Here is a 19,143-nt window from a genome sequence, read left to right as displayed (position 1 = left end):
TGAATTACCTCACTAATAAATTAATGAGGCACCAATTATTTACCGACCTCCTCTTCCGGTGTTTTAATTTGTTTATCGACGTCATCAAAAAGTTTTTTATCTACCTCAGGTTTTTTTGAGCTTTCAGGAGTTGAATTTGAATTGTCGCTAGGTGGATTAGCCACAGTTTCAAGCTTTTTCGATTTAGTATTTTTTTTCTTTGCTTCTTTAATGGCTTCTTTTTTTTGCGCATATTTATCTTTGAAATCACTCACTTCATCTATTATCGAAAGAGAAACTGCATCTGTTGCATATGCGGCTCCATAGTTAATAAAAGCTTTTTCAATTTTACTTTTTTTATCTTTACAAAGTAAAGCTAAAAACTGATAAACATAATTTTCATCAATTGATAGAGCTTTTTTACCTAATTTCTTTCCAGAATCAGTCAATCCAAATTTAGTTGTGCACGAGGCACTTCTAAAACCAGGGTTTCCTGCTGCTGCAATTAATGTAGCACCGGGTGATAAATTACCGCTTGCTTTTATATGCAGATCAACATTTGATGTGTGAACCAGGCTTAACAATTTAACCGCCAATGTTGCCGGAGCAATGGTGTCACGAAGGTCAAACTCAACAATCTTCTCAGAATCCAGAGAAGCTAGGATTTCTTGAAGTATTGAGTTTACCATAGGGATAGTTGACTCATCAACTTCCCGAAGTAAAACACTTCTTAACATAAATTTAAATTATTTAATTAATAAATATTTTTGTTTATTCACTCTGAATTAGATTTCCATGGTAAATCTATATTCCGAATAAATAAGAGAAATTTTAAAACAAGATGTTTTAAATATTCTACTACAAAAATATAACTAGATGGGTGTAAAAAAGAATTGATAGTATTGAAATCAAGCATTTTGGTCGCAGAAATCAATACTATCAAGTATTATAAAATGTAACTTTTAAGAAATAATGCTTGGTAGGATGAGATTTTGTGAGATTGGGATTGAGATTAAATATGCCTTTTGATAAGTTTTATAAAATCTTCATAAGATTTATTAAATTTATTATAGTTTGGATCAGATTTGTTGAGTTTTTTTAATTGGGTCTGAACATTATTAAGAGTTTGTGATAAAGTGTGTTCATTAAAGATTAAATTATCTTTTTTACAAAAATGCTGAGAAATTGCGACATGTTTTTTTTCAGCAATTATAGTTATAACTCCCTTTTTTATTAGCAATTCCATTAAGAACATAAGTTTTGTTTTCTGATCTTTCCAAATTATCTTCTCAAATGAAGAAATACTTTGAGAATTAATTTCTGGTTCATCTACTTTAAATTTGAAATGTCTAGATAAAGTTTCTATATCATAAAATTCAACATAATCTTCTTCATGCAAATCTATAAATAAGTTTTCCAAATCAATGGGCTTTTTGTTCCAAATTATTTTTTCAATTACTTTTTCGCCGGATATTTTCGAATTGATCAAGTTTTGTTTTTTGGAACTAGTATTTTTATTAATATTTAAATTCGCTATAGACTCATTAAAATCTGCATTTTCTTTAGGAAACATCTCTTTAGATTCAGCTATTGATTTTAAAAACTCATCATTATTTGAAGCTTTCTCAGAACTGAAATAATCATTTTGTAACATAAAAATATTAAACACATTAGATTTGATTTCATTTTTATTTTCCTTAGTAACAGGTAATTCATATGGACCATAAAACTTTATAACAGTATTCTTATTCGTATTACTACTTGGTTTAAACCGTCTTAAACCTTCATCAATTATACTTTTCATAAAAAACTGCATTAATCCTATTTTTGATAAATGCATTTTACTTGAAAAGTTATCTTTTTCTATAATTTGCAAAAGTGAATATTTATTAGGAGTTCTAAACCACACGAAATATTGAGCTGTGTTATTTTTAAGTGTTTTAAATTTTTTCTCTATATAATACAACTCCATGAATTTACAGTTAGCCTTGTTTTTATAAACGAGTTTTTTTTCAAATTTATTTCCCATGAATTTTTAAAATTAGGTTGTTTGAAAAAATTATATATATCTAAAAAAAAGAAAATCCATAAATGTTTCTCAGTCTTTAAAGATTATTGAACATTTTACACATTTGCACAATCTTGTATCAAACGGTATACTTATGTATAAGAACTGAACACTTTTATATTTGTGTTCGGTTTTTTAGTAAAAATGTTTTAAAAATCAAAACTAAAAATACATAAGGAATCCGTTTATGAATTATTTTCAAACACCCTCACCCGACTATTCAGGAATGAGTGAAGACGAAATTTACCAATTAGGTAAGAACTTCGAAGAAAAATTAGCTAAACTTCTGGAAGAGCATGAAATCTACTACCAAACTTTTCCTTTTTTCAGATTTTTAAAGGAAGGGCATAAAGCTGTAAAGAATCAGTTAATTCTCGAAGAGAAGGAGGTTGTGTAATAATGACAATAAAAAACTTCATCATTAGTGAACAACATCGTAAGATTTTGGAAGAAAGCATTCGAAAGCGAATCGAGAAAAAAAAGAAGAAATTCTTTAAAAGGAAAAACAACCACTATAACAACGAGAAACTAAAGAAAATCTTTGACTCGATCGAAGTCGAGTTTTCTGATGTATTGTATGATATCCCCTTTACTTGTTACTTTTCCTTTTACCTGTTTTTAATTCTTAAGAACAGGCTGAAGTTTTTAAACTGGGAAAAGAGACCGGCTTATTTCAAGATTGGTATTTGCCAAGACATAAATATACTTGAACTCAGCAGGCAAACAGGTATATGCAGAAACAGCATAAGGGATGCTTACAGAGAGCTGGTAAAGTTCAAATTGATAGAAGAGTCCTCTATTGTCGAGCCCGAACATAAATCAACCAGAACGTGTTTGGTCTACAATGATTTCTTTATTAACTGCTTCGAAGAGGAACTGGGGCATGTTATTTATAATTCCAAAATTCCGAACGATCATTCTACATACGACTTTTTAGAGAAGAAGTATGGATCGGTAGACCATCCCAAAATTAACCAGAGTGAATTTAGGGAATCTTGTTCAAAAAACGAACTAACTCAAATTGATCAGGCTATTGTGCCAGATACAATTAAAGAATCCCCAAATAGTATCTACTAATAACAAAAACCATTACATAGGAATATAAAAAAATGAACACCACCAAAAAGAAAAAAGATTCACACTTCATAAGCATAAAACCGGAACTATTATTTGACCTGGATAAAAACTTTAAATCAGAGTTCACACCTTGGGTATACTTATACTTAAAGCTTAAGTTCAACTACTACGTGACTAAAGCTCCTCAAGTATACTATAAACTGGATTTAAAGGAAATCAGATATAAGTTTAACATCAGTTCAGACACTGTGTACAGAATAATTAACGAGCTTATAGAGTTTGGACTCATAGAAAAACAAAATGGTAAGTACCGGCTTAAAGATGAAGCTCCATTCTTTGAAGAAACCATCGTTGCACCTGAAGACAAGATTTTAGAATATATGAAAATCTACTATAATGATTTTGAAAGCAACTTAGAGAGTATAAAAGCAGCCTGGGATATGCCAGTAAAAAATAGAGAAATGATTTTAAAATCCCTCCGAGTTTATTATTACTTGATTTTAAAGAATAGTCATTGCTTACTGGATGAATATGAAGTTGAGTCCGAAGAAACACAATCTTCACTTCAAAGGAAGCTTAAACATGACAATAGAACCATCAAGGCTATCTTGGAAGTTTTACAAGCTTGCGGATTGGTTGAAGTTATGCATGGTGTAATTATTACTTTAAATCCTCGTAAAGAAAATTATTCTGAAAGCAAATATAGTTTTGAAAATATTGACAAGTGCACATCTGAAGTTAAGTCAGTAATAATTAATAAAGCTGAAAAGAAAGATATTTACATTCAAGGTAAAGATGGTCACGGATTGAGAGACTTTACTATTAATAAAACTAAAGGTATAGAGCACGGTAGATTTTATAACAAAAGTAAAAGAGCGTATTTTTATTCAAAGCTTTTAGAATATCCGGAATATTACATTACACAGCATGAGGATGCCCAGTTTCATAGATTCAACGAAAAAGAAGTGTGTTATGAGCCGGTAAGATTATCTGAAGAATTAAAGATAACACTTTTAACAAAATTAAGCGAATGTGAAAGACGTAAATATGATTAATCTTATGAGAACTATATTATTGTCTGAAAAAGAATTTTCTATAGTTAGAATGATGATACCTATAGTATTAATAAGAATTGAGTATGGTTTGAAAGAGTCTCTTTTTAGTAGTAATGATTATCAGCTATAGTTCAAGCAAGAATAAAATTGATGCCAACAGACCTCAAATCTTGTATTTCCAAAGCAGAATTAAAGAAAATTGGCATCCTTCCGCGCTTCTAATAGATTAATAGATTATATAGATATAATAGATATAATAGATATAAATAGTAGCTGCTTCTAACGAAGCAGTTTGTTTTTTCTTTTAAGAACTACAACAACAATTTTTATGATACTTATTAATCGGGTCGCATCTCTAATTAAAAGCCATCCCATCATTTTTTTTCATCTTACCGGAAAGTCACTGAACTAATCTTTGTTTGACAAATCTTGGCCGGGGCGATCTGAGAGGGGGCGGCAGCTTGGGATTTGAGAGGAGAATTTAAAGGGACAATACTCATGAACAAAGTAGAAATAAAAATATGGAAACAAAAATTACAGTTTTTTATCCTAAGAGATTTATTTATTTTAATAGCAAATAATTTATATACTATCGACAAAATTTAATTTTCATAAATATAAAAAGCTTTTAACGTAGCTTTTGCTGTAAGTTCTCTGCCGAAAACTGGTAAATTTCAACCTAGAGTAACGAAGCATTAAGCTGCGTCCTGAATAAGGACGCGCTTTCTGTTATCATTTCTCTAGGTAGGCATACCAGTGCCTCGGCAGAGGATGTAACTTAAAGTTGCGTCCTTTTTTATTTATAAGTGGTATAATATTCTTAAAGAAAACTATTAATCTTAATGAATAATAAAAATAAGAAATTTTTACAAATTACCTTACCAAGCATAATCATAATAATTACAATTGGAATATCACTTGCTGTACAACACAAAAAGATAAATAAGACATATGAATATTTTTCGGAAAATATTTCTACAAACAGTATGATTAATTCTCAAAAAGTTAAAGAATACTGGACAATAGAAGATTTAGAAAGAAAGTTTGTTGGTAAAACTTCCAGTGAATTAGAAAGTGCATTGGGCTCTCCAACAAGAAAAACTCAATTGAATCAAGGTCTTGATAACTATGCATTCTACTATGATGAAATAAATTACCAAAATAAAACAATCACATCAGTTGCTTTCTGGGTTGTAAAAGGAACTGTTTTGGAAGCTAAATAAAATTCTATAACATCCAAAAAATAAAAAATGAAAAAAGACAAAACTCAATTAGCATTTTTATTAGAAATACTTAATCCCGGCCTTGGCTTTATCTATAAAAATGGGATTAAGTTTGAATACGTCTTATTTGTATTGATAGGTGTAATTTATATAGTTTTCATATTAGTTATGGATGTTAAATCCAATATGTCATGGAGTAGAAGTATGCAAAATGTTGCAAGTATCTTTGGGTTAAGAGGATTAGTAAGTGATGCACCTAAAGTTGGTGGAATTATATTTTGGTCGTTTACATTTATTCTCAGTAGAATCACTATGATTATATTATACAATGAAATTAAGAAAGATGAATTACATAGTTCAAATCAATATGATTCAGAGAGATTCAAAATTGAATTAACAAATTTATTCAAATTAAAAAAAGAAGAATTATTAAATGAAGAAGAATATCAGAGTAAAGTTAATCAAATAATAAAAAACATTAAAACTTATGGACTAAGTGAGAGCAAAGAAATTTTTCTTGTTAAAATTCTTCCAATGAAAGAACAGGGAATAATAACGAAAGAAATTTTAGAGCAGCTGAAATAAATTAGTAAGAAACATCGAACTTTTGTGAATAATTCTAGAAATATCTACTTTAACTTGAATATTTATCCCAATTCAACATAGCAAAATCTCTGATTCCTTTAGCGGGATTAAAGGGAGGAAAAATTTTACTAAATTCAATTTCTGCCTCTAAAAAAGAAGAACTAGGCAACCTACCTATTCTTACCATTTACAAAAGATCAATCATTGGTGACCTTGAACAACCTTGATTACAATGAACTAAAATTCTCCTATCACTTTTGTTTTTATCGATTTCATGTAAATCAATATCTAATATTTCACTTGAAAAATATCGATGATCGTTTACGTCAACCAAATTTAATATAAGTTTATTTTCTCTTCATGCTATCAAATACTCGGGATGAGTATTACTAACTGCTCTTCCCGAATATCCTAAAGCTTCTCTGTGATATGCCTCTTTACATGCCTGAATTACATACCAATTTAATTGAAACTTTACTTTATTTTCGTAATCTATTTGACTGCCTATAAATAAATTTTCGATAACCTCAATCACTTATTTAGTTGATTAATTTTGATTTGGAAAAAACTAGAAATTTTATATACTCGAAAATAATTATGAATATGATAGAAAGAAACAATTAAATTTTTATTCCATAAAAAAGTCAAAATTTAAATATTTGGGTGCACTCAATTATAATTTAGAACAAAATAAGAAATATCGTCTCTCATAAGTCATTAGTTGTTTTCTTTCGATGGTATATAAAGTAAGGTAATATGTCATTCAATCCGATGGATGATATTGAGATCCCAAAGCTTGAAAAGATACTGCCTTGTAAATTAAGAAAGCGAGATACGATGCGGATCATGGAAGTGTTTGACAATTATCCTTGCGATAACAAGTTTTTGCTTTACAGGTACTATGCTATATTTTCAACTTTCATCATGAGTGGTTTAAGAAAACAAGAGCTATTAGATTTGAAGTATGCTGATGTTGATATAGAAAATCTTTCAATATTTATAAGGCAAAGGAAAGGAAGTAAGGATAGAGTGATTCCGATTAATTATCTGCTAGCTGAAGCATTATAAAAATATGTAGAAGTAAGGAAGAAAGCAGACAAGACTTGCCCCGAATTTTTTACTTCATATACTTATGATATGGGATTTACAGAGAGTGGTATAAAAAGACTAGTAGAAAGAATTAAAGAAGCTTCGGGGATAAAATTTCATGTTCATAAGTTACGACATACATTTGCAACGCTCATGCTGGAAGGAGGTTGCGATATTTTCTCTTTGTCAAAGATGATGGGGCATAGTGATATAAAAACTACTACAATTTATTTGGCGGCATGCGTACATCATTTGAGGGAACAAATTTTAAAACACCCTTTGAATTAAATAGAAGTAAAGAGATAAAAAATGGGATTGTTTCAGTTTCTTACAATTGGTAAGTTATTCTTACAGCCGGTAAGCAATTACGGAATTAAAAGGAGACCACATGACGGAATCTGAAATACAAGATACATTAATAAACATTCTACATGAACATCAAAATGAGTGTGCTCAAAGATATCAATATATAAATCTAATAACAATTCCTGTAAAAGGTCTTGATGGTTTTGATAGCTTGAGCGGTGAATTTATATGTACAAAATTAGAAATCATTTTGGATATTAAAATACCAGATAACTTATTTGTTGTAGATTATGTCCCTCAAACAATTAAAAGTGTTATTGAAAACATTACAAAAATAATTACCAATGAAAGCAAATCAAATGGAAGAAAAAAAGCAAGAAATAGCCTCTCGGCTAAGTCTAGCTAGAAAGCAAATTGGGCTTTCTCAAAGTCAAGTAGCCAAAATGCTCAATATGTCCAGACCAACTATTTCAGAAATTGAAGCAGGTAGAAGAAGTGTAACAGCAGAAGAGTTAGTTGAGTTTTCCAATATCTACAAAGTCGAAATTAAGTGGTTGAGTTGTATAGATGATACTGCGAATACTTTAGTGGATAAATTAAGTTTACAGTTTCGTGAATTAGAGAAGCTAAAAAAGGAAGATTTTGATAAGGTTATTAGTATATTACAATCGTTAAAATCAAATAATTAATGCTTAACAAACTAGAAATATCACAGATATTCAGAGATGCTTATAAAATAAGACACTCATTAAATATAAAGCAATCTGTCCCAATAAATATTTATGATGTTGTAAACAAATATGATGATAAAATAAATATTATATTTGTTGAGGCAAATAGCTTCGAAGGTCTTTATTGCAAAAATCCAGGTCCTAATATTATTTTAAACATTAATAGACCAACAGGTCGAAAGAACTTTAATTGTGCTCACGAATTTGCTCACCATTTTTATGGACACCAAACAACTTTAGATCTTATAATTAATAATTACGCCTCAGTAAAAGAAGAGAGGATTACCAATTTATTTGCGGGTTTTTTACTTCTCCCTAAAATGCTAATTGATAGAGCAATTAATCTTAGAGAATGGAAGCCTAAAGATCTTACACCTATTCAAATTTATATACTTTCTAGATATTTTGGAGTAGGTTATTCTACATTAGTTAAACATTTATCATATACTCTTAAAATTATTACTAATATACATTGTGAGAGTTTATTAAAAAGTCGCCCAATTAAATTAAGAGAGGAATTATTTGAAGCACCCTGCAATACAAACCTATACATAATAGATTCGTTTTGGGAAAACGAATTAATTGATATAGAAATTAATGATTATCTCTCAACGGAAAAAGAAATCCTAGTTGAAGGTACTTCAATTTTAAAAATTAAAGAAAACAATAATTCTAATTTTTACATTGCAAATCAACTTGGTATTTCCAAATTAATTAACCCTGTAACAAAATGGTCATCATTTGTAAGGGTCTCACGCAACAAATATATAGGAGATTACCAATATAAATTTTTGGAGGACAGTAATGCATAACACCATTCATATCAGTGAAACAAATTTATCTTTAGCCTGGGTTAAAAACATTAAAATATTATTGGACGAAAAAACATCTGATTCCACAACTATTATTACTTCTATAAGCGAGTTAGATAACAATAGTATTCCAATAATATCAAAAATTGAAGAAGAGTTAAATTTAAAATTAGTCGAGAAAAAACTTGAATTGATTGAAAATACAGCTTCAACTATATTTCCAATTTCTTTGTGGAATAAAAATAAAGATAGAAAATTTTTATTTGATAATTATTTGAAAGTTGCCGATAGGATTAGATCTCGAAAACGTAATAGATGCGGGATTTATTTCAATCGCATGATAAATTATGATGGTGCTGAGAATAAAGCAAATCAATTAGATCATATAATTAGTTGTTGGAATAAAAATAACCATAGGTTTAGCGCATTACAAGTTGCTATTTTCAATCCTAAACTTGATCATAATTTCAAATCACAGCATGGTTTTCCATGTTTACAGCAGTTATCAATTATGCCATTAGGATCAAATGGAAGTGATGGTTTGAGTATAATAGCTTATTATCCCAAACAATTAATAATGGAAAGAGCTTATGGAAATTTTAAAGGGCTATGTCACTTGGGTCAATTTTTAGCCCATGAAATGGGATTACAATTTAAAAATCTTACTTGTATAAATGTTAAAGCTGACCTATATAACCCTGCAAAATTTAACTTACAGGACATAAAAGATTTTTATAACAACATAAAAACTATATCATGAGCTTTCTAAATAGTGATGAGATAGAAAAAAACTTAGATAATTTATTTACAAAAGATTTTGATAAGAATTTGATCGAGTGCGGATGTTATGAATTGAGGTTAGGGAATGATTATTATATATCTTCAGATGGAAAAGGATCAAAAAAAATATCTGACCAAAATCCACAAATTATTATACCTTCAGGACAGTTTGCATTATTAACCACAAAAGAAACACTAGGATTAACGTCAGATTTTTTTGGGTTAATTTCAATTAAGGCCGGCATAAAATTTAAAGGGCTTGTAAATATTTCCGGTTTTCATGTAGACCCTGGCTTTAAAGGTATTTTAAAATTTTCTGTTTACAATGCAGGAGCAAGAGATATAGTACTAGATAAAGATCAGAGAGTCTTCCCAATTTGGTTTGGTAAATTTACTACACCGGAAACGAAGCCGTACAATAATAGCCATAATAACTTCGATCAAAACAAAATTACTTCTAAGGATATTATGGATGTTTCTGGAAAAATTCCTTCTCCCGCGTCATTATCAAAAAAATTAAAAAATTATACTAATATAGCACTGGGTGCAGTTTCATTGCTTACATTATTATCGGGCATAGTTGTTACTCTTTGCATTGTATTTTGGAATACAACCTTAAATAATTTAAATATTCTGAGAAACGATGTAAAAGAAGAAAAACAAATGTTATTAGAAATAAAAGACAGTGTAAAAGCAGAACGCCAAAAGTTTAAAATTCATTTTGATAGTTTAAAAAATAATTCTAAATGATTACAAAAGAAAAATATGGATTTAAAAAAGGTCAGTTGTTTATTTTTGAGGGTCCTGACAATGTTGGGAAATCCACCATAGCAAAAAAAATATTAAACCAGTTATTAAAGGAAAAAATAAAAGCAAAATATATATCTTTTCCAGGAAAAGATACTAATCTTTTTGGGAAAAAAATTTACAATCTACATCATCAATTATATCATTTGCATGAGCAAGTAAATCCTTTATCAATTCAATTATTACATATTGCATCACATATAAACATTTTGGAGAACGAAATAAAAAATTTACTTAATGAAAATTATATAATTTTATTAGATAGATTTTGGTGGTCAACGTGGGTATATGGAAAACTTAAAAATATTAATAGTAAAATGTTAAATTCTGCAATAGATATAGAATTAATTTTTTGGAAAAATATAAAAATTAATTCTATATTTTTATTCGATTTTCCAAAACCGTATGGGAATATAAAAAATTTAGAAGAATGGAATAATATTAGATCCTTGTATAATCAATTAAAAAGGAAAAGTGATGAAAAGATTATCATAATTGACCAATATTTGAGCTACTCAACTATCAATAACCATATTTTGAATTCTTTAAAATCAGCTAAGTTTATAATTTAAGATATTATGATATTTAAATCACTTGAGCCAATTAAAACTACTGAAGTATACGACGCATATTGGAAGTTTGCTGCAGAAAGACAAGAGATATTTTTCAAAAGAGTCAAGAATAATAAACCTCCTTGGACTAATGATCCAATATTGCAATACTACAAATTTACAAATGCTTACCGTGCTTCAGATAAAGTAAGTCAATTTTTAATTAAAAATGTTATTTATAAAGGGGAACAATCTCCTAAAGAGCTTTTTTTTCGAATCCTTTTATTTAAATTATTTAATAAAATAGAGACCTGGAATTTATTGCTTCACGAATTTAAGGAAATTACTTATAAAGATTATTCATTTGAAAAATATAATAGTGTTTTGAATGAAGTTTTAGATAATAAATTTAGTATCTATTCCGGCGCATATATTATGGCTTCAGCTAACAAATTCGGCTATAAAAGAAAACATAGTAATCACTTAAAATTAATTGAATTGATGATAAAGGATTTTGTTCCTGAAAAAATTACTGAATCAAAAAAACTGCTTGACGTATTCTTCCTTTTAAAAAGTTATCCTTCTTTTGGAGACTTTTTGGCATATCAGTTAACAATAGATCTAAATTATAGTGAACTTATTAATTTTGAAGAATCCGAATTTGTAATACCTGGACCTGGAGCATATGATGGTATCAGCAAATGCTTTACAAGTTTAGGTGGATTAAATGAGAGTGAAGTTATAAGAATTGTCTGTGATAGGCAGGAATTAGAATTTGAACAACGAAATATTAAGTTTAAGAATTTATTTGGTAGAAGATTACAATTAATCGACTGTCAAAATTTATTTTGTGAGATCAGTAAGTATTCTAGAGTCGCCTTTCCAACTATTCAAGGTTCAAGCGGTAGAACTCGAATTAAACAAATTTTTAATGCCACTTCTAAAAGTTTTAATTGCTGGTATCCTCCCAAATGGAATATTAATCAAAGAATTAACGATATTAAAAAATGATAACTTTTAATGGAAAGTCGGCTGACGAAGTCTGGAAAAAAATTGTTCGTGAGATGTTGGATGATAATACAAATATTACGGATAGTAGGTTAGGTTCAACCAAGGAAATATTACATGCAGGGATCACATTTGAAAATCCAAGAGACAGGTGGATATTTTCTCGCAAACCCTCTTTGAATCCAGCTTTTGCACTTGCTGAAGTTGTATGGATAGTAAATGGAAAATCTAATGCGAATTTTCTTAATTTTTGGAATAGTAGTCTGCCAAATTTTGCTGGAAATGTAAAAAATTATTATGGTGCATATGGGTCACGATTGAGAGATTATAATGGTATTGATCAATTAGAACGTGCATACAAAGCTCTTTCAAATAATAGTAAAACTAGGCAAGTTGTACTACAAATCTGGAATCCCTCAAAGGATTTACCTTTTGAAACTGGCAGACCGCGTAGTAAAGATATTCCCTGTAATATCTGCAGTATTCCTAAAGTAAGAGACAACAAGCTGGAATGGATGCAAGTATTAAGGAGCAATGATATATTTTTAGGAGTTCCCTATAATTTTGTTCAATTTACTTATTTACAAGAAGTCCTTGCTGGATGGCTTGGAATAGAACTAGGAACATATAATCAGCTTAGTGACAGTTTACATGTATATGAAAAGGATTTTAAAAATCTATTATTATCTTCTGAAGAATTTAAAAAAAATCCCAAGATTGATTCTAATTTAGACTCAATTGCTATAGATAAAAAAAATTCAGAAAAGCTATTTAACCAATTAGAAAGCATTTGTAATCAGTTAATTTTTACCAAAGTTACGTCTAAAGAAGTTTTGGAAATAATAAAATGGAAAAATGCTACGGAATCATTTAGAAATATACTTTTAATAATAACTAGTGAATTTGCTCGAAGAAAAGGACTGGATTATTTAATTGAAGAAATCCTATCGAATTGTTCTAATCCTGTTTTATTATTTTTGTGGGAAAATTGGTATAAGCGATTTAAGGAACAAAAAATCATCACTTAACCGTCACCAGAAAAGATATAAGTTAGGTAGGAAATTAGTAAACCTCTCTACACTATTCTCACTCTCAAATTATTTGAATATAAATTCTACATTGTTTGAATAGGGAGAAGTATTACACGTAATATCTTCTGTATTATTTTTATTAATTATTTTTTACTCTCATGGAACAAAATATTTTAGATGAATTAGATAATATGCCAGAACATCAGAAAATTAGAAAACTGGATCAGATGCAATACGCATTAGAGATTTTTGATGGAAACGGAATTGACTTATCTAAAAGTATTGAATATGGTGTTATTTCCGAAAACGATCAAGTATTTGCGACTCATAATAGGCATTTGTTTATGAAATATGCTGGAGATTTGAATAGATATCTTCATAATTTTATTTCTAGTTCTTATACCTTAATGAGTATAACAAATAACGTTATGAGCAATTATGAGATTGATTCTCCTGTATTTTATAAAGAATATGAAGAGAAAAAGATGCAGTTAACTTCTAATCCAGTTTTTAATATATTTTTTCAATTACGTCAATACGTTCAACACATAAAACTTATTATTCCTTCAAGACAATTTCATTGGGATAGAGAAAATGGAAGCTCTAGAAAATTACTTTTAGAAACAGATACTTTGATTTCTTATATAGAAAAGCAAACGAAACGAAGTAAATCAGATAATGAAATAAAAGTAATAAATGAAGTTACTCTTAAGTATTTGAATAATGTTGGTGGTGAAATTGATTTGAGAAATCTGTTTGAAGATTACATTGAAGCAGTTCATGAATTTTATTATTGGGTTTATTCTCGTTTAAAAGAAATCCATGATGAAGATCTAAAAAAAATTAATGAGAAGAGAAAAGAGGGAAGAAAATTATATATTCCAACTATTTTATCTACCAATATAACTTTGTATAAGGAAGGTAACATGGGTGATCTGGATGTAATATTTTTAAATACTATGGATAGTCTAACATATGAAAAAATTAAAAATGAACACTCCGATATGAATGAAAGGATACTAGCAATGATTTCTTATATTGAATCAGATGTAGGTATATCTAGTGAATTAAAAAAAATGATATTAGGGTTGATATAATTATAGACAATTAATAACGCTAAATTGTCCCTAAATCGTCCCCAGAAATTGTAAAAAGTAGGTGGGTAAAAAAAAAACCCCTCAAGATGTTAATTCTTGAGGGGTTTATCTTGAGCTGGCAGAGGGACTTGAACCCCCGACCTGCTGATTACAAATTATATAGTCACTATAAAGCATTCGAACTTTTAAACTTTAATTAAACTATCCCACAATTCCTTCGCACTCACTTCTTGAAAATGTAAATCCCTCTCAATACTTAGACCCATTCTACCTTTAAAATTTTCGAGTTCACTTTTAGAAAAGCTACCCATTTCCCATTCAAAAATATGACATAATCCCCAACAGTAATCAGTGTCTTCCGGATCTTGATTCATTAGATACCAGGTTCCGGCTCCTGTTGGATTGAAAAACTTAGCAACAACAACTTGAGATTCAAGGCCGTTACCTTTTGGAAATTGAGCTTGAGCCTTTTTTTCTATTTCTTTAGTAAAGAGTTTCATGTTTTTAATTTTGTTGTTTTTACAATACTTCTATTTTGAGTAAAATTTTTACTCATTTTAAGAAATTGGGATTTTGAGTGGCAATCGAACAAAAGCAAGAAGGAAGAATCCATTCTCAGGACTCTCCCTTTTTTGCTTTCTTCCTCCTCGTCTTCACGTAATCCTTACCTTTATTAAAGCAATCCGCTATAAGAATTTCCAGAACAACTATACAGATTTTCTTTAATACTTCCTTCGAAATGCAATTGAACATTAAATTCCCCTTTCATTTAATTTATAATTTGTGAATTTATGAATTTGAGAAAGAGCAGGAGCTCGGCAAAGGAAGGTATATTGGTAGGTTGAGTGTGATGAAATGAAAGGTTGGATGTAATGGATGGAAGTAGAAAGATTTTGTAAGTGAAGAGAACTATATAAAATGCCCGGAATATTGAATAAAATCTTCCATGTTAGTCAATCGCATATCCAGGGTTTCTAAATTATCATTTACATCTTCAAGAATAATTCTCTTTATAAGACCGTAATCCAGGTTCTCTTCATCGAGCTTTTTTAGTTCACGCTTCTCTTCTTCTGACCCGTCCTTATCTAAATCAAAAGTTGAAATTTTATCATCTGAAATTATTCTTCGTTTACCTCTGTGTCCGAATCTTATATCCATTGATCGCCCGAATGGTAAGTCATCTTCTACTTCAAACATTGAACCATATTGTCTGCCATTTCCGATTAGTCTTTCATCATCGATCTCAATTACTTTTCTTGAAGCCCTGACTGTTTGGATATTCTGTATGTCTATTAAGTCTAATCCCATATCTACACTTATTTCAATTGGAAGCTGAACTAAATAATTATCATGCTTTAGATTATAAATGCCGTGAACGAATCCATCTTTATAAGTATAGAGTATCGATAATTTAAAGTTCTGATTGATGAAGTTCTTATCTGTTGAACTGAAAGAGTTCATACCATCTGGATGTCGGTGTATTACTGTGTTGAAGTTATAGTCTTCCGGTATGTAATCAATAGATGCATTTGAAACGACTTGCTGCGGAATATGAAACTCCTCTGATAATCTGATTACTTTATCTTTCTCTGTAAGATTAACCAGTATTGAGAACTCTTCACCACTTAATCTGTCAGCTATCTGATTACAAACAAGCAGGAGCTTCAGAGGAATAATAACCTTCACTGTATCGAGTATCTTTATTCCGCTTTCCCATCCTGCTTCAGAAGGTTTTCGTGTTTCATTTAGAATGGAGTTAAGTACATCATTACCAGAACTTCTTTTGCCGTTTCGCGCAGTATGTACTTCAGTTAATAAAGTATCAGGAGCGGAAGTAGCTTTACCATTAGCTTTAGAAACAGCTTCTTTGCTTTTGTTTTCAGCTTTGTTTCGTCCGGAGTCTGATTCATCTTTTCCATCTGAATTATTTGAACTTCCTGATTTAGAGTTTTTCTCTTTCATGAGTTTATGTGATTTAAAAAGTTTGCTAGTTTGAAGAAATTTTAATTATTAGCTTTAGGAATTTAATCGTGTAGAAGTGTCAAAAGAGTTGTAACATTTACTGTTTTAGTAAATGCATTCTTGTTTTTGACAATTAACATTTCAATCACTGCCGCTGCGCTTAACATTTGTGGAGTGCCAAAGAAGCTGGGAGTAATTGTGTAACTTGAATCTGTTCCCCATCTGCCGGCATTAAAATCATTCAGGCAGATAGTTCCTTCGAATCCATCGTATCCAAGCTTTACATATTGAGGGAATTTGTATTCCTGAATTTGATTTATAGATTGTGCAGGATATTGATTAGTAATTCCGGGTCCGTAATTAGCATACTGAGCTCCTGAATTTGATTGATTGTTTTGAGAAGTCTCAGAATTTTTCTTTGATTTATTTTTTACTTTATTCTTATCCTCTTCTTTCTTTTTAAGCTCTTCAAACTCCATCTGCTTTTTTACTTTAAACTCATACATCGAGTCTTTGAGTCTTGTTGTGTCGGTACAGTCAAAAAAGTATTCCACACCGTCTAATTTATTCAGCATCTCTGCTTCAAAGAATTCTTCGAATGAAAGAACTAAACAATCCTTTCTTCTCTCTGCAATTAATTCTTTTACTGCGTCAGTTTTATATTGTCCGATTTGTGATTCTTTGAATAAAGTTCTGTTTAGATTACTTGGTTCTATTTTATCTGTATCGTAGATGAGTATTGAACCGACTCCTATTAAAGCTAAGTCTAAAGCTACCCAGGAACCAATTCCTCCAAGTCCGGCAACAATTGCAATAGCACCGGACAGGTCAGGGATTATTTTTGACTGCCTGTTATTAATTTCTGTTATTGTGCTTTCCATTTTAAAAGGATTGTTGATTTTATTTTATGAGTCTTTTTACTCTACTAATTTCTTATTTCTCTACTTCATTGGATTATGAATCAGCTGGCCTTCCACTTATATTCCTGCTTAACGTCAAATGGAATTGTCGGTTTATAATAGCTGCTATCCAGATGAATCTTCTCATATGTTGAGGATATTTCTTCAAGCAGAGTTAATAGTTTATTTGGATCAGCAAGACATATATCTCTGTCTTCAAAGCTTCCAGGACAAGCTTGACCAAATCCACCAATATTACAGTTAGGATGTTGCCCAATTGTTGAAAGGTGTATTGTTCCGTGAGTGATTTTGTGATGCAGAATGTTTACATATATTCCTCTTATTGAACATACAGGAGATGTATATTCGTGAACTATCCCTGAGTTGAAATATCCTTCAGTAACTTCAAAGGGAGGATTGTAGAACTTATATGCATTAACTGAGTTATCCTTCATGAGCAGATACCAGTCTTTTTTACTTATCGTCTTAATAATCGCTATTAACGACTCCCCAACAACTGCTGAGCGGTATAACTGCTGAAGCTTAACAAGCTCTGTCTGATAAAGACTGTTTACTTTGTTAATTGCTGTTTGGAGCTCCGTTTTAAATACCCCCTTCAATTGCTTTAAAGAATTTATATAATCGATTTCTGATTCGATTGATACTTCCTTTATAAATACGTTTTCCTGCTTTGATTTCAGCATTTTCTCATTCAGGTCTTTGTATTTGATTTCCCGGGAGATGATATTCACTAAATGCTTATCTGACTGACGGAGGATTTTTGATTCTTTAGTTGGACGGGTTTTTGTATTAGTTACAGATTTATTTTTTGATTTCTTCCCGGCACTTTCAGATGAAACGGTCTCTTCAATCCCATCTACTCTTTGAAAGAATGAAGTGTTCAACTGACCTGGGAGCTGACTGGGGACCCGGGGAGCCGTTTGGTTTTCTTGTACTGATTGATTTGAAGACATACATTTTTTATTAATTGATTATGTTTTCTTGGAATTTTTAACACTGAATAGATCACAAATTGAATTAAATTAAAACAGGTATTCCCTAATAAAATCAGCAATGAGTAGTGATAATTCATTCAATATTAAAATTATCAAACCCTGATAAGGATTTTTTTAGAAAGAGAATACCTGTTGGCGAACTACTGAGTAGATCTAGTTAATGCTAAACTTGACCGTTACAAATTCAAGCAGCTGCAACGTTGAAACGGACGATAGTCAAATCGCCGGTAAAGTTACCTGCTTCAATCTGTGTTGCATCGAGATTTGCATTCAGAGAATCATATATATCAAATTTCGATATATCGTTATCTCTGGCAATTGCTTTGAGTCTGTCGGTAAGCGCAACACCTGATAGACCTGTAATATCGAAGTCTTGGTTATTACATCTTACGTTTTTTCTGTTGGAGGCTTGACTGCCGCCGCTGTTTGGATTGGAATTCCAGGACATGAGTTTGTTCCTTTTATTGTTTAAGTTTATAAAATGATTAAAAGCTTTAGAGTTTCTAAAATTAATATGAGGGATATGCAGAGAAGAATTGTGCCGAAGTAATTAGACTAAGTGAAGTTCAGCAAGAAAGTAATCAGGATAAGGATTATTGTTTACACTAGCCATAGTTGATATAGGAGCATGAGTTACATTAGCGGTATCAAGTTCAACTTCTAATGCGTCATAATTATAATAAGAATCTCCTGAGTCATCGGAATCTTCGAACTCTTCATCGAACCAGTTCTCTGAATGCTTCGCCTTTTCCCGTGCTTCGTCTTCAGAATTTGCATATACAAATCCTCTTACACTTGCATACTGAGTATAGTCGTAAGGAAGATCGAATGAATATTTGTTCATTACTTTTTTAAAATTAAAATTTGATAGAATGGTTATTAGAATTGACTGTAGGAATGTTACTTAAACCAAGCGCAGCTCAGCGAGGAAATAATCAGGAAGTTTTTCATAGGGAGTATACTTTGGAGTGTTGAATACCGGATGAACGATAGGTGGAGTCACATCTTCTTCGTTTAATTCTATTCCAGCGCTATCGAAATCGAAGTTGGTTCCGTCCTGGTCGCCG

Annotated in this window: 26 protein-coding genes; 16 read left to right on the top strand and 10 right to left on the bottom strand. The window is 30.4% G+C overall.

Annotated elements, in window-relative coordinates:
• Positions 1 to 35 precede the first annotated feature (35 nt).
• Positions 36 to 668 carry a hypothetical protein gene (locus JST55_01935; GenBank protein MBS1492239.1) on the bottom strand — a complete coding sequence of 211 codons (633 nt, stop codon included), beginning with the start codon at positions 666 to 668 and terminating at the stop codon, positions 36 to 38.
• 323 nt (positions 669 to 991) lie between these two features.
• On the bottom strand, positions 992 to 2,008 hold the full coding sequence (locus JST55_01930; protein ID MBS1492238.1) for a hypothetical protein: 1,017 nt from the start codon (positions 2,006 to 2,008) through the stop codon (positions 992 to 994).
• A gap of 265 nt (positions 2,009 to 2,273) precedes the next feature.
• Between JST55_01930 and JST55_01925 the strand changes: the two genes are divergently transcribed.
• The 5 genes from JST55_01925 to JST55_01905 all read left to right on the top strand — a co-directional run bounded on the left by JST55_01925 (position 2,274) and on the right by JST55_01905 (position 5,987).
• Positions 2,274 to 2,444 (top strand): hypothetical protein, encoded by a 171-nt coding sequence (locus JST55_01925; protein MBS1492237.1) that lies wholly within the window; start codon positions 2,274 to 2,276, stop codon positions 2,442 to 2,444.
• A gap of 47 nt (positions 2,445 to 2,491) precedes the next feature.
• Positions 2,492 to 3,124, top strand: coding sequence for a hypothetical protein (locus JST55_01920; protein MBS1492236.1), 633 nt, complete (start codon positions 2,492 to 2,494; stop codon positions 3,122 to 3,124).
• A gap of 32 nt (positions 3,125 to 3,156) precedes the next feature.
• Complete coding sequence (locus tag JST55_01915; protein MBS1492235.1) at positions 3,157 to 4,179, top strand: hypothetical protein; 1,023 nt, start codon at positions 3,157 to 3,159, stop codon at positions 4,177 to 4,179.
• Positions 4,180 to 5,021: 842 nt separating this feature from the next.
• Positions 5,022 to 5,402: a hypothetical protein gene (locus JST55_01910; protein ID MBS1492234.1), complete on the top strand. Its 381-nt coding sequence runs from the start codon at positions 5,022 to 5,024 to the stop codon at positions 5,400 to 5,402.
• A gap of 27 nt (positions 5,403 to 5,429) precedes the next feature.
• Positions 5,430 to 5,987 carry a hypothetical protein gene (locus JST55_01905; protein ID MBS1492233.1) on the top strand — a complete coding sequence of 186 codons (558 nt, stop codon included), beginning with the start codon at positions 5,430 to 5,432 and terminating at the stop codon, positions 5,985 to 5,987.
• 358 nt (positions 5,988 to 6,345) lie between these two features.
• Here JST55_01905 and JST55_01900 read toward each other — a convergent pair whose 3' ends face one another.
• A complete protein-coding gene (locus tag JST55_01900; GenBank protein ID MBS1492232.1) occupies positions 6,346 to 6,522 on the bottom strand; it encodes a hypothetical protein in 177 nt (58 codons plus the stop codon).
• A gap of 311 nt (positions 6,523 to 6,833) precedes the next feature.
• Between JST55_01900 and JST55_01895 the strand changes: the two genes are divergently transcribed.
• The 11 genes from JST55_01895 to JST55_01845 all read left to right on the top strand — a co-directional run bounded on the left by JST55_01895 (position 6,834) and on the right by JST55_01845 (position 14,199).
• Positions 6,834 to 7,055: a tyrosine-type recombinase/integrase gene (locus tag JST55_01895; protein MBS1492231.1), complete on the top strand. Its 222-nt coding sequence runs from the start codon at positions 6,834 to 6,836 to the stop codon at positions 7,053 to 7,055.
• A 69-nt stretch (positions 7,056 to 7,124) separates the two neighbouring features.
• A complete protein-coding gene (locus JST55_01890; protein MBS1492230.1) occupies positions 7,125 to 7,364 on the top strand; it encodes a site-specific integrase in 240 nt (79 codons plus the stop codon).
• Between the two features lie 100 nt (positions 7,365 to 7,464).
• On the top strand, positions 7,465 to 7,788 hold the full coding sequence (locus tag JST55_01885; GenBank protein ID MBS1492229.1) for a hypothetical protein: 324 nt from the start codon (positions 7,465 to 7,467) through the stop codon (positions 7,786 to 7,788).
• Positions 7,727 to 8,071 carry a helix-turn-helix transcriptional regulator gene (locus JST55_01880; GenBank protein ID MBS1492228.1) on the top strand — a complete coding sequence of 115 codons (345 nt, stop codon included), beginning with the start codon at positions 7,727 to 7,729 and terminating at the stop codon, positions 8,069 to 8,071. Before JST55_01885 ends, JST55_01880 begins: the two co-directional genes overlap by 62 nt.
• Positions 8,071 to 8,925, top strand: coding sequence for an ImmA/IrrE family metallo-endopeptidase (locus JST55_01875; GenBank protein ID MBS1492227.1), 855 nt, complete (start codon positions 8,071 to 8,073; stop codon positions 8,923 to 8,925). The genes JST55_01880 and JST55_01875 overlap by 1 nt, the downstream gene beginning before the upstream one ends.
• Positions 8,918 to 9,685: a hypothetical protein gene (locus tag JST55_01870; protein MBS1492226.1), complete on the top strand. Its 768-nt coding sequence runs from the start codon at positions 8,918 to 8,920 to the stop codon at positions 9,683 to 9,685. Before JST55_01875 ends, JST55_01870 begins: the two co-directional genes overlap by 8 nt.
• Positions 9,682 to 10,455 carry a deoxycytidine triphosphate deaminase gene (locus tag JST55_01865; protein MBS1492225.1) on the top strand — a complete coding sequence of 258 codons (774 nt, stop codon included), beginning with the start codon at positions 9,682 to 9,684 and terminating at the stop codon, positions 10,453 to 10,455. The genes JST55_01870 and JST55_01865 overlap by 4 nt, the downstream gene beginning before the upstream one ends.
• Positions 10,452 to 11,084 carry a hypothetical protein gene (locus JST55_01860; protein MBS1492224.1) on the top strand — a complete coding sequence of 211 codons (633 nt, stop codon included), beginning with the start codon at positions 10,452 to 10,454 and terminating at the stop codon, positions 11,082 to 11,084. Before JST55_01865 ends, JST55_01860 begins: the two co-directional genes overlap by 4 nt.
• Before the next feature lie 6 nt (positions 11,085 to 11,090).
• Positions 11,091 to 12,074, top strand: a complete 984-nt coding sequence (locus tag JST55_01855; GenBank protein ID MBS1492223.1) for a hypothetical protein — start codon at positions 11,091 to 11,093, stop codon at positions 12,072 to 12,074.
• Positions 12,071 to 13,099, top strand: a complete 1,029-nt coding sequence (locus JST55_01850) for a thymidylate synthase (protein ID MBS1492222.1) — start codon at positions 12,071 to 12,073, stop codon at positions 13,097 to 13,099. Before JST55_01855 ends, JST55_01850 begins: the two co-directional genes overlap by 4 nt.
• 161 nt (positions 13,100 to 13,260) lie before the next feature.
• Entirely contained in the window at positions 13,261 to 14,199 is a 939-nt protein-coding gene (locus JST55_01845) for a hypothetical protein (GenBank protein MBS1492221.1), read from the top strand.
• A gap of 185 nt (positions 14,200 to 14,384) precedes the next feature.
• On the opposite strand, the gene JST55_01840 is transcribed toward JST55_01845, so the two are convergent.
• The 7 genes from JST55_01840 to JST55_01810 all read right to left on the bottom strand — a co-directional run.
• Complete coding sequence (locus JST55_01840; GenBank protein ID MBS1492220.1) at positions 14,385 to 14,699, bottom strand: DUF2958 domain-containing protein; 315 nt, start codon at positions 14,697 to 14,699, stop codon at positions 14,385 to 14,387.
• A gap of 409 nt (positions 14,700 to 15,108) precedes the next feature.
• Entirely contained in the window at positions 15,109 to 16,161 is a 1,053-nt protein-coding gene (locus JST55_01835; protein ID MBS1492219.1) for a hypothetical protein, read from the bottom strand.
• Positions 16,162 to 16,223: 62 nt separating this feature from the next.
• Positions 16,224 to 17,042, bottom strand: a complete 819-nt coding sequence (locus JST55_01830) for a ThiF family adenylyltransferase (GenBank protein ID MBS1492218.1) — start codon at positions 17,040 to 17,042, stop codon at positions 16,224 to 16,226.
• A gap of 80 nt (positions 17,043 to 17,122) precedes the next feature.
• Positions 17,123 to 17,965 (bottom strand): hypothetical protein, encoded by an 843-nt coding sequence (locus JST55_01825; protein ID MBS1492217.1) that lies wholly within the window; start codon positions 17,963 to 17,965, stop codon positions 17,123 to 17,125.
• Positions 17,966 to 18,260: 295 nt separating this feature from the next.
• Positions 18,261 to 18,524: a hypothetical protein gene (locus tag JST55_01820; protein MBS1492216.1), complete on the bottom strand. Its 264-nt coding sequence runs from the start codon at positions 18,522 to 18,524 to the stop codon at positions 18,261 to 18,263.
• 102 nt (positions 18,525 to 18,626) lie between these two features.
• Entirely contained in the window at positions 18,627 to 18,920 is a 294-nt protein-coding gene (locus tag JST55_01815; GenBank protein MBS1492215.1) for a hypothetical protein, read from the bottom strand.
• Positions 18,921 to 18,980: 60 nt separating this feature from the next.
• Positions 18,981 to 19,143 (bottom strand): hypothetical protein (locus JST55_01810; protein ID MBS1492214.1); only part of this gene is annotated, 163 nt, incomplete at its 5' end.

The sequence above is a fragment of the Bacteroidota bacterium genome, assembly GCA_018266835.1.
Classification (GTDB): Bacteria; Bacteroidota; Ignavibacteria; order Tepidaquicellales; family Tepidaquicellaceae; genus JAFDZO01.
This window is presented reverse-complemented; position numbering and strand designations above follow the sequence as displayed.

What these genes read in the sequence shown, in the direction of transcription:
- JST55_01885 (MBS1492229.1), top strand. Translation starts at nt 7,465, where the DNA reads ATGACGGAATCTGAAATACAAGATACATTAATAAACATTCTACATGAA.
- JST55_01865 (MBS1492225.1), top strand. Translation starts at nt 9,682, where the DNA reads ATGAGCTTTCTAAATAGTGATGAGATAGAAAAAAACTTAGATAATTTA.
- JST55_01915 (MBS1492235.1), top strand. Translation starts at nt 3,157, where the DNA reads ATGAACACCACCAAAAAGAAAAAAGATTCACACTTCATAAGCATAAAA.
- JST55_01925 (MBS1492237.1), top strand. Translation starts at nt 2,274, where the DNA reads ATGAGTGAAGACGAAATTTACCAATTAGGTAAGAACTTCGAAGAAAAA.
- JST55_01935 (MBS1492239.1), bottom strand. Translation starts at nt 668, where the DNA reads ATGGTAAACTCAATACTTCAAGAAATCCTAGCTTCTCTGGATTCTGAG.
- JST55_01870 (MBS1492226.1), top strand. Translation starts at nt 8,918, where the DNA reads ATGCATAACACCATTCATATCAGTGAAACAAATTTATCTTTAGCCTGG.
- JST55_01855 (MBS1492223.1), top strand. Translation starts at nt 11,091, where the DNA reads ATGATATTTAAATCACTTGAGCCAATTAAAACTACTGAAGTATACGAC.
- JST55_01880 (MBS1492228.1), top strand. Translation starts at nt 7,727, where the DNA reads ATGAAAGCAAATCAAATGGAAGAAAAAAAGCAAGAAATAGCCTCTCGG.
- JST55_01850 (MBS1492222.1), top strand. Translation starts at nt 12,071, where the DNA reads ATGATAACTTTTAATGGAAAGTCGGCTGACGAAGTCTGGAAAAAAATT.
- JST55_01845 (MBS1492221.1), top strand. Translation starts at nt 13,261, where the DNA reads ATGGAACAAAATATTTTAGATGAATTAGATAATATGCCAGAACATCAG.
- JST55_01815 (MBS1492215.1), bottom strand. Translation starts at nt 18,920, where the DNA reads ATGAACAAATATTCATTCGATCTTCCTTACGACTATACTCAGTATGCA.
- JST55_01895 (MBS1492231.1), top strand. Translation starts at nt 6,834, where the DNA reads ATGGAAGTGTTTGACAATTATCCTTGCGATAACAAGTTTTTGCTTTAC.
- JST55_01890 (MBS1492230.1), top strand. Translation starts at nt 7,125, where the DNA reads ATGGGATTTACAGAGAGTGGTATAAAAAGACTAGTAGAAAGAATTAAA.
- JST55_01835 (MBS1492219.1), bottom strand. Translation starts at nt 16,161, where the DNA reads ATGAAAGAGAAAAACTCTAAATCAGGAAGTTCAAATAATTCAGATGGA.
- JST55_01905 (MBS1492233.1), top strand. Translation starts at nt 5,430, where the DNA reads ATGAAAAAAGACAAAACTCAATTAGCATTTTTATTAGAAATACTTAAT.
- JST55_01910 (MBS1492234.1), top strand. Translation starts at nt 5,022, where the DNA reads ATGAATAATAAAAATAAGAAATTTTTACAAATTACCTTACCAAGCATA.
- JST55_01860 (MBS1492224.1), top strand. Translation starts at nt 10,452, where the DNA reads ATGATTACAAAAGAAAAATATGGATTTAAAAAAGGTCAGTTGTTTATT.
- JST55_01875 (MBS1492227.1), top strand. Translation starts at nt 8,071, where the DNA reads ATGCTTAACAAACTAGAAATATCACAGATATTCAGAGATGCTTATAAA.
- JST55_01930 (MBS1492238.1), bottom strand. Translation starts at nt 2,008, where the DNA reads ATGGGAAATAAATTTGAAAAAAAACTCGTTTATAAAAACAAGGCTAAC.
- JST55_01840 (MBS1492220.1), bottom strand. Translation starts at nt 14,699, where the DNA reads ATGAAACTCTTTACTAAAGAAATAGAAAAAAAGGCTCAAGCTCAATTT.
- JST55_01820 (MBS1492216.1), bottom strand. Translation starts at nt 18,524, where the DNA reads ATGTCCTGGAATTCCAATCCAAACAGCGGCGGCAGTCAAGCCTCCAAC.
- JST55_01830 (MBS1492218.1), bottom strand. Translation starts at nt 17,042, where the DNA reads ATGGAAAGCACAATAACAGAAATTAATAACAGGCAGTCAAAAATAATC.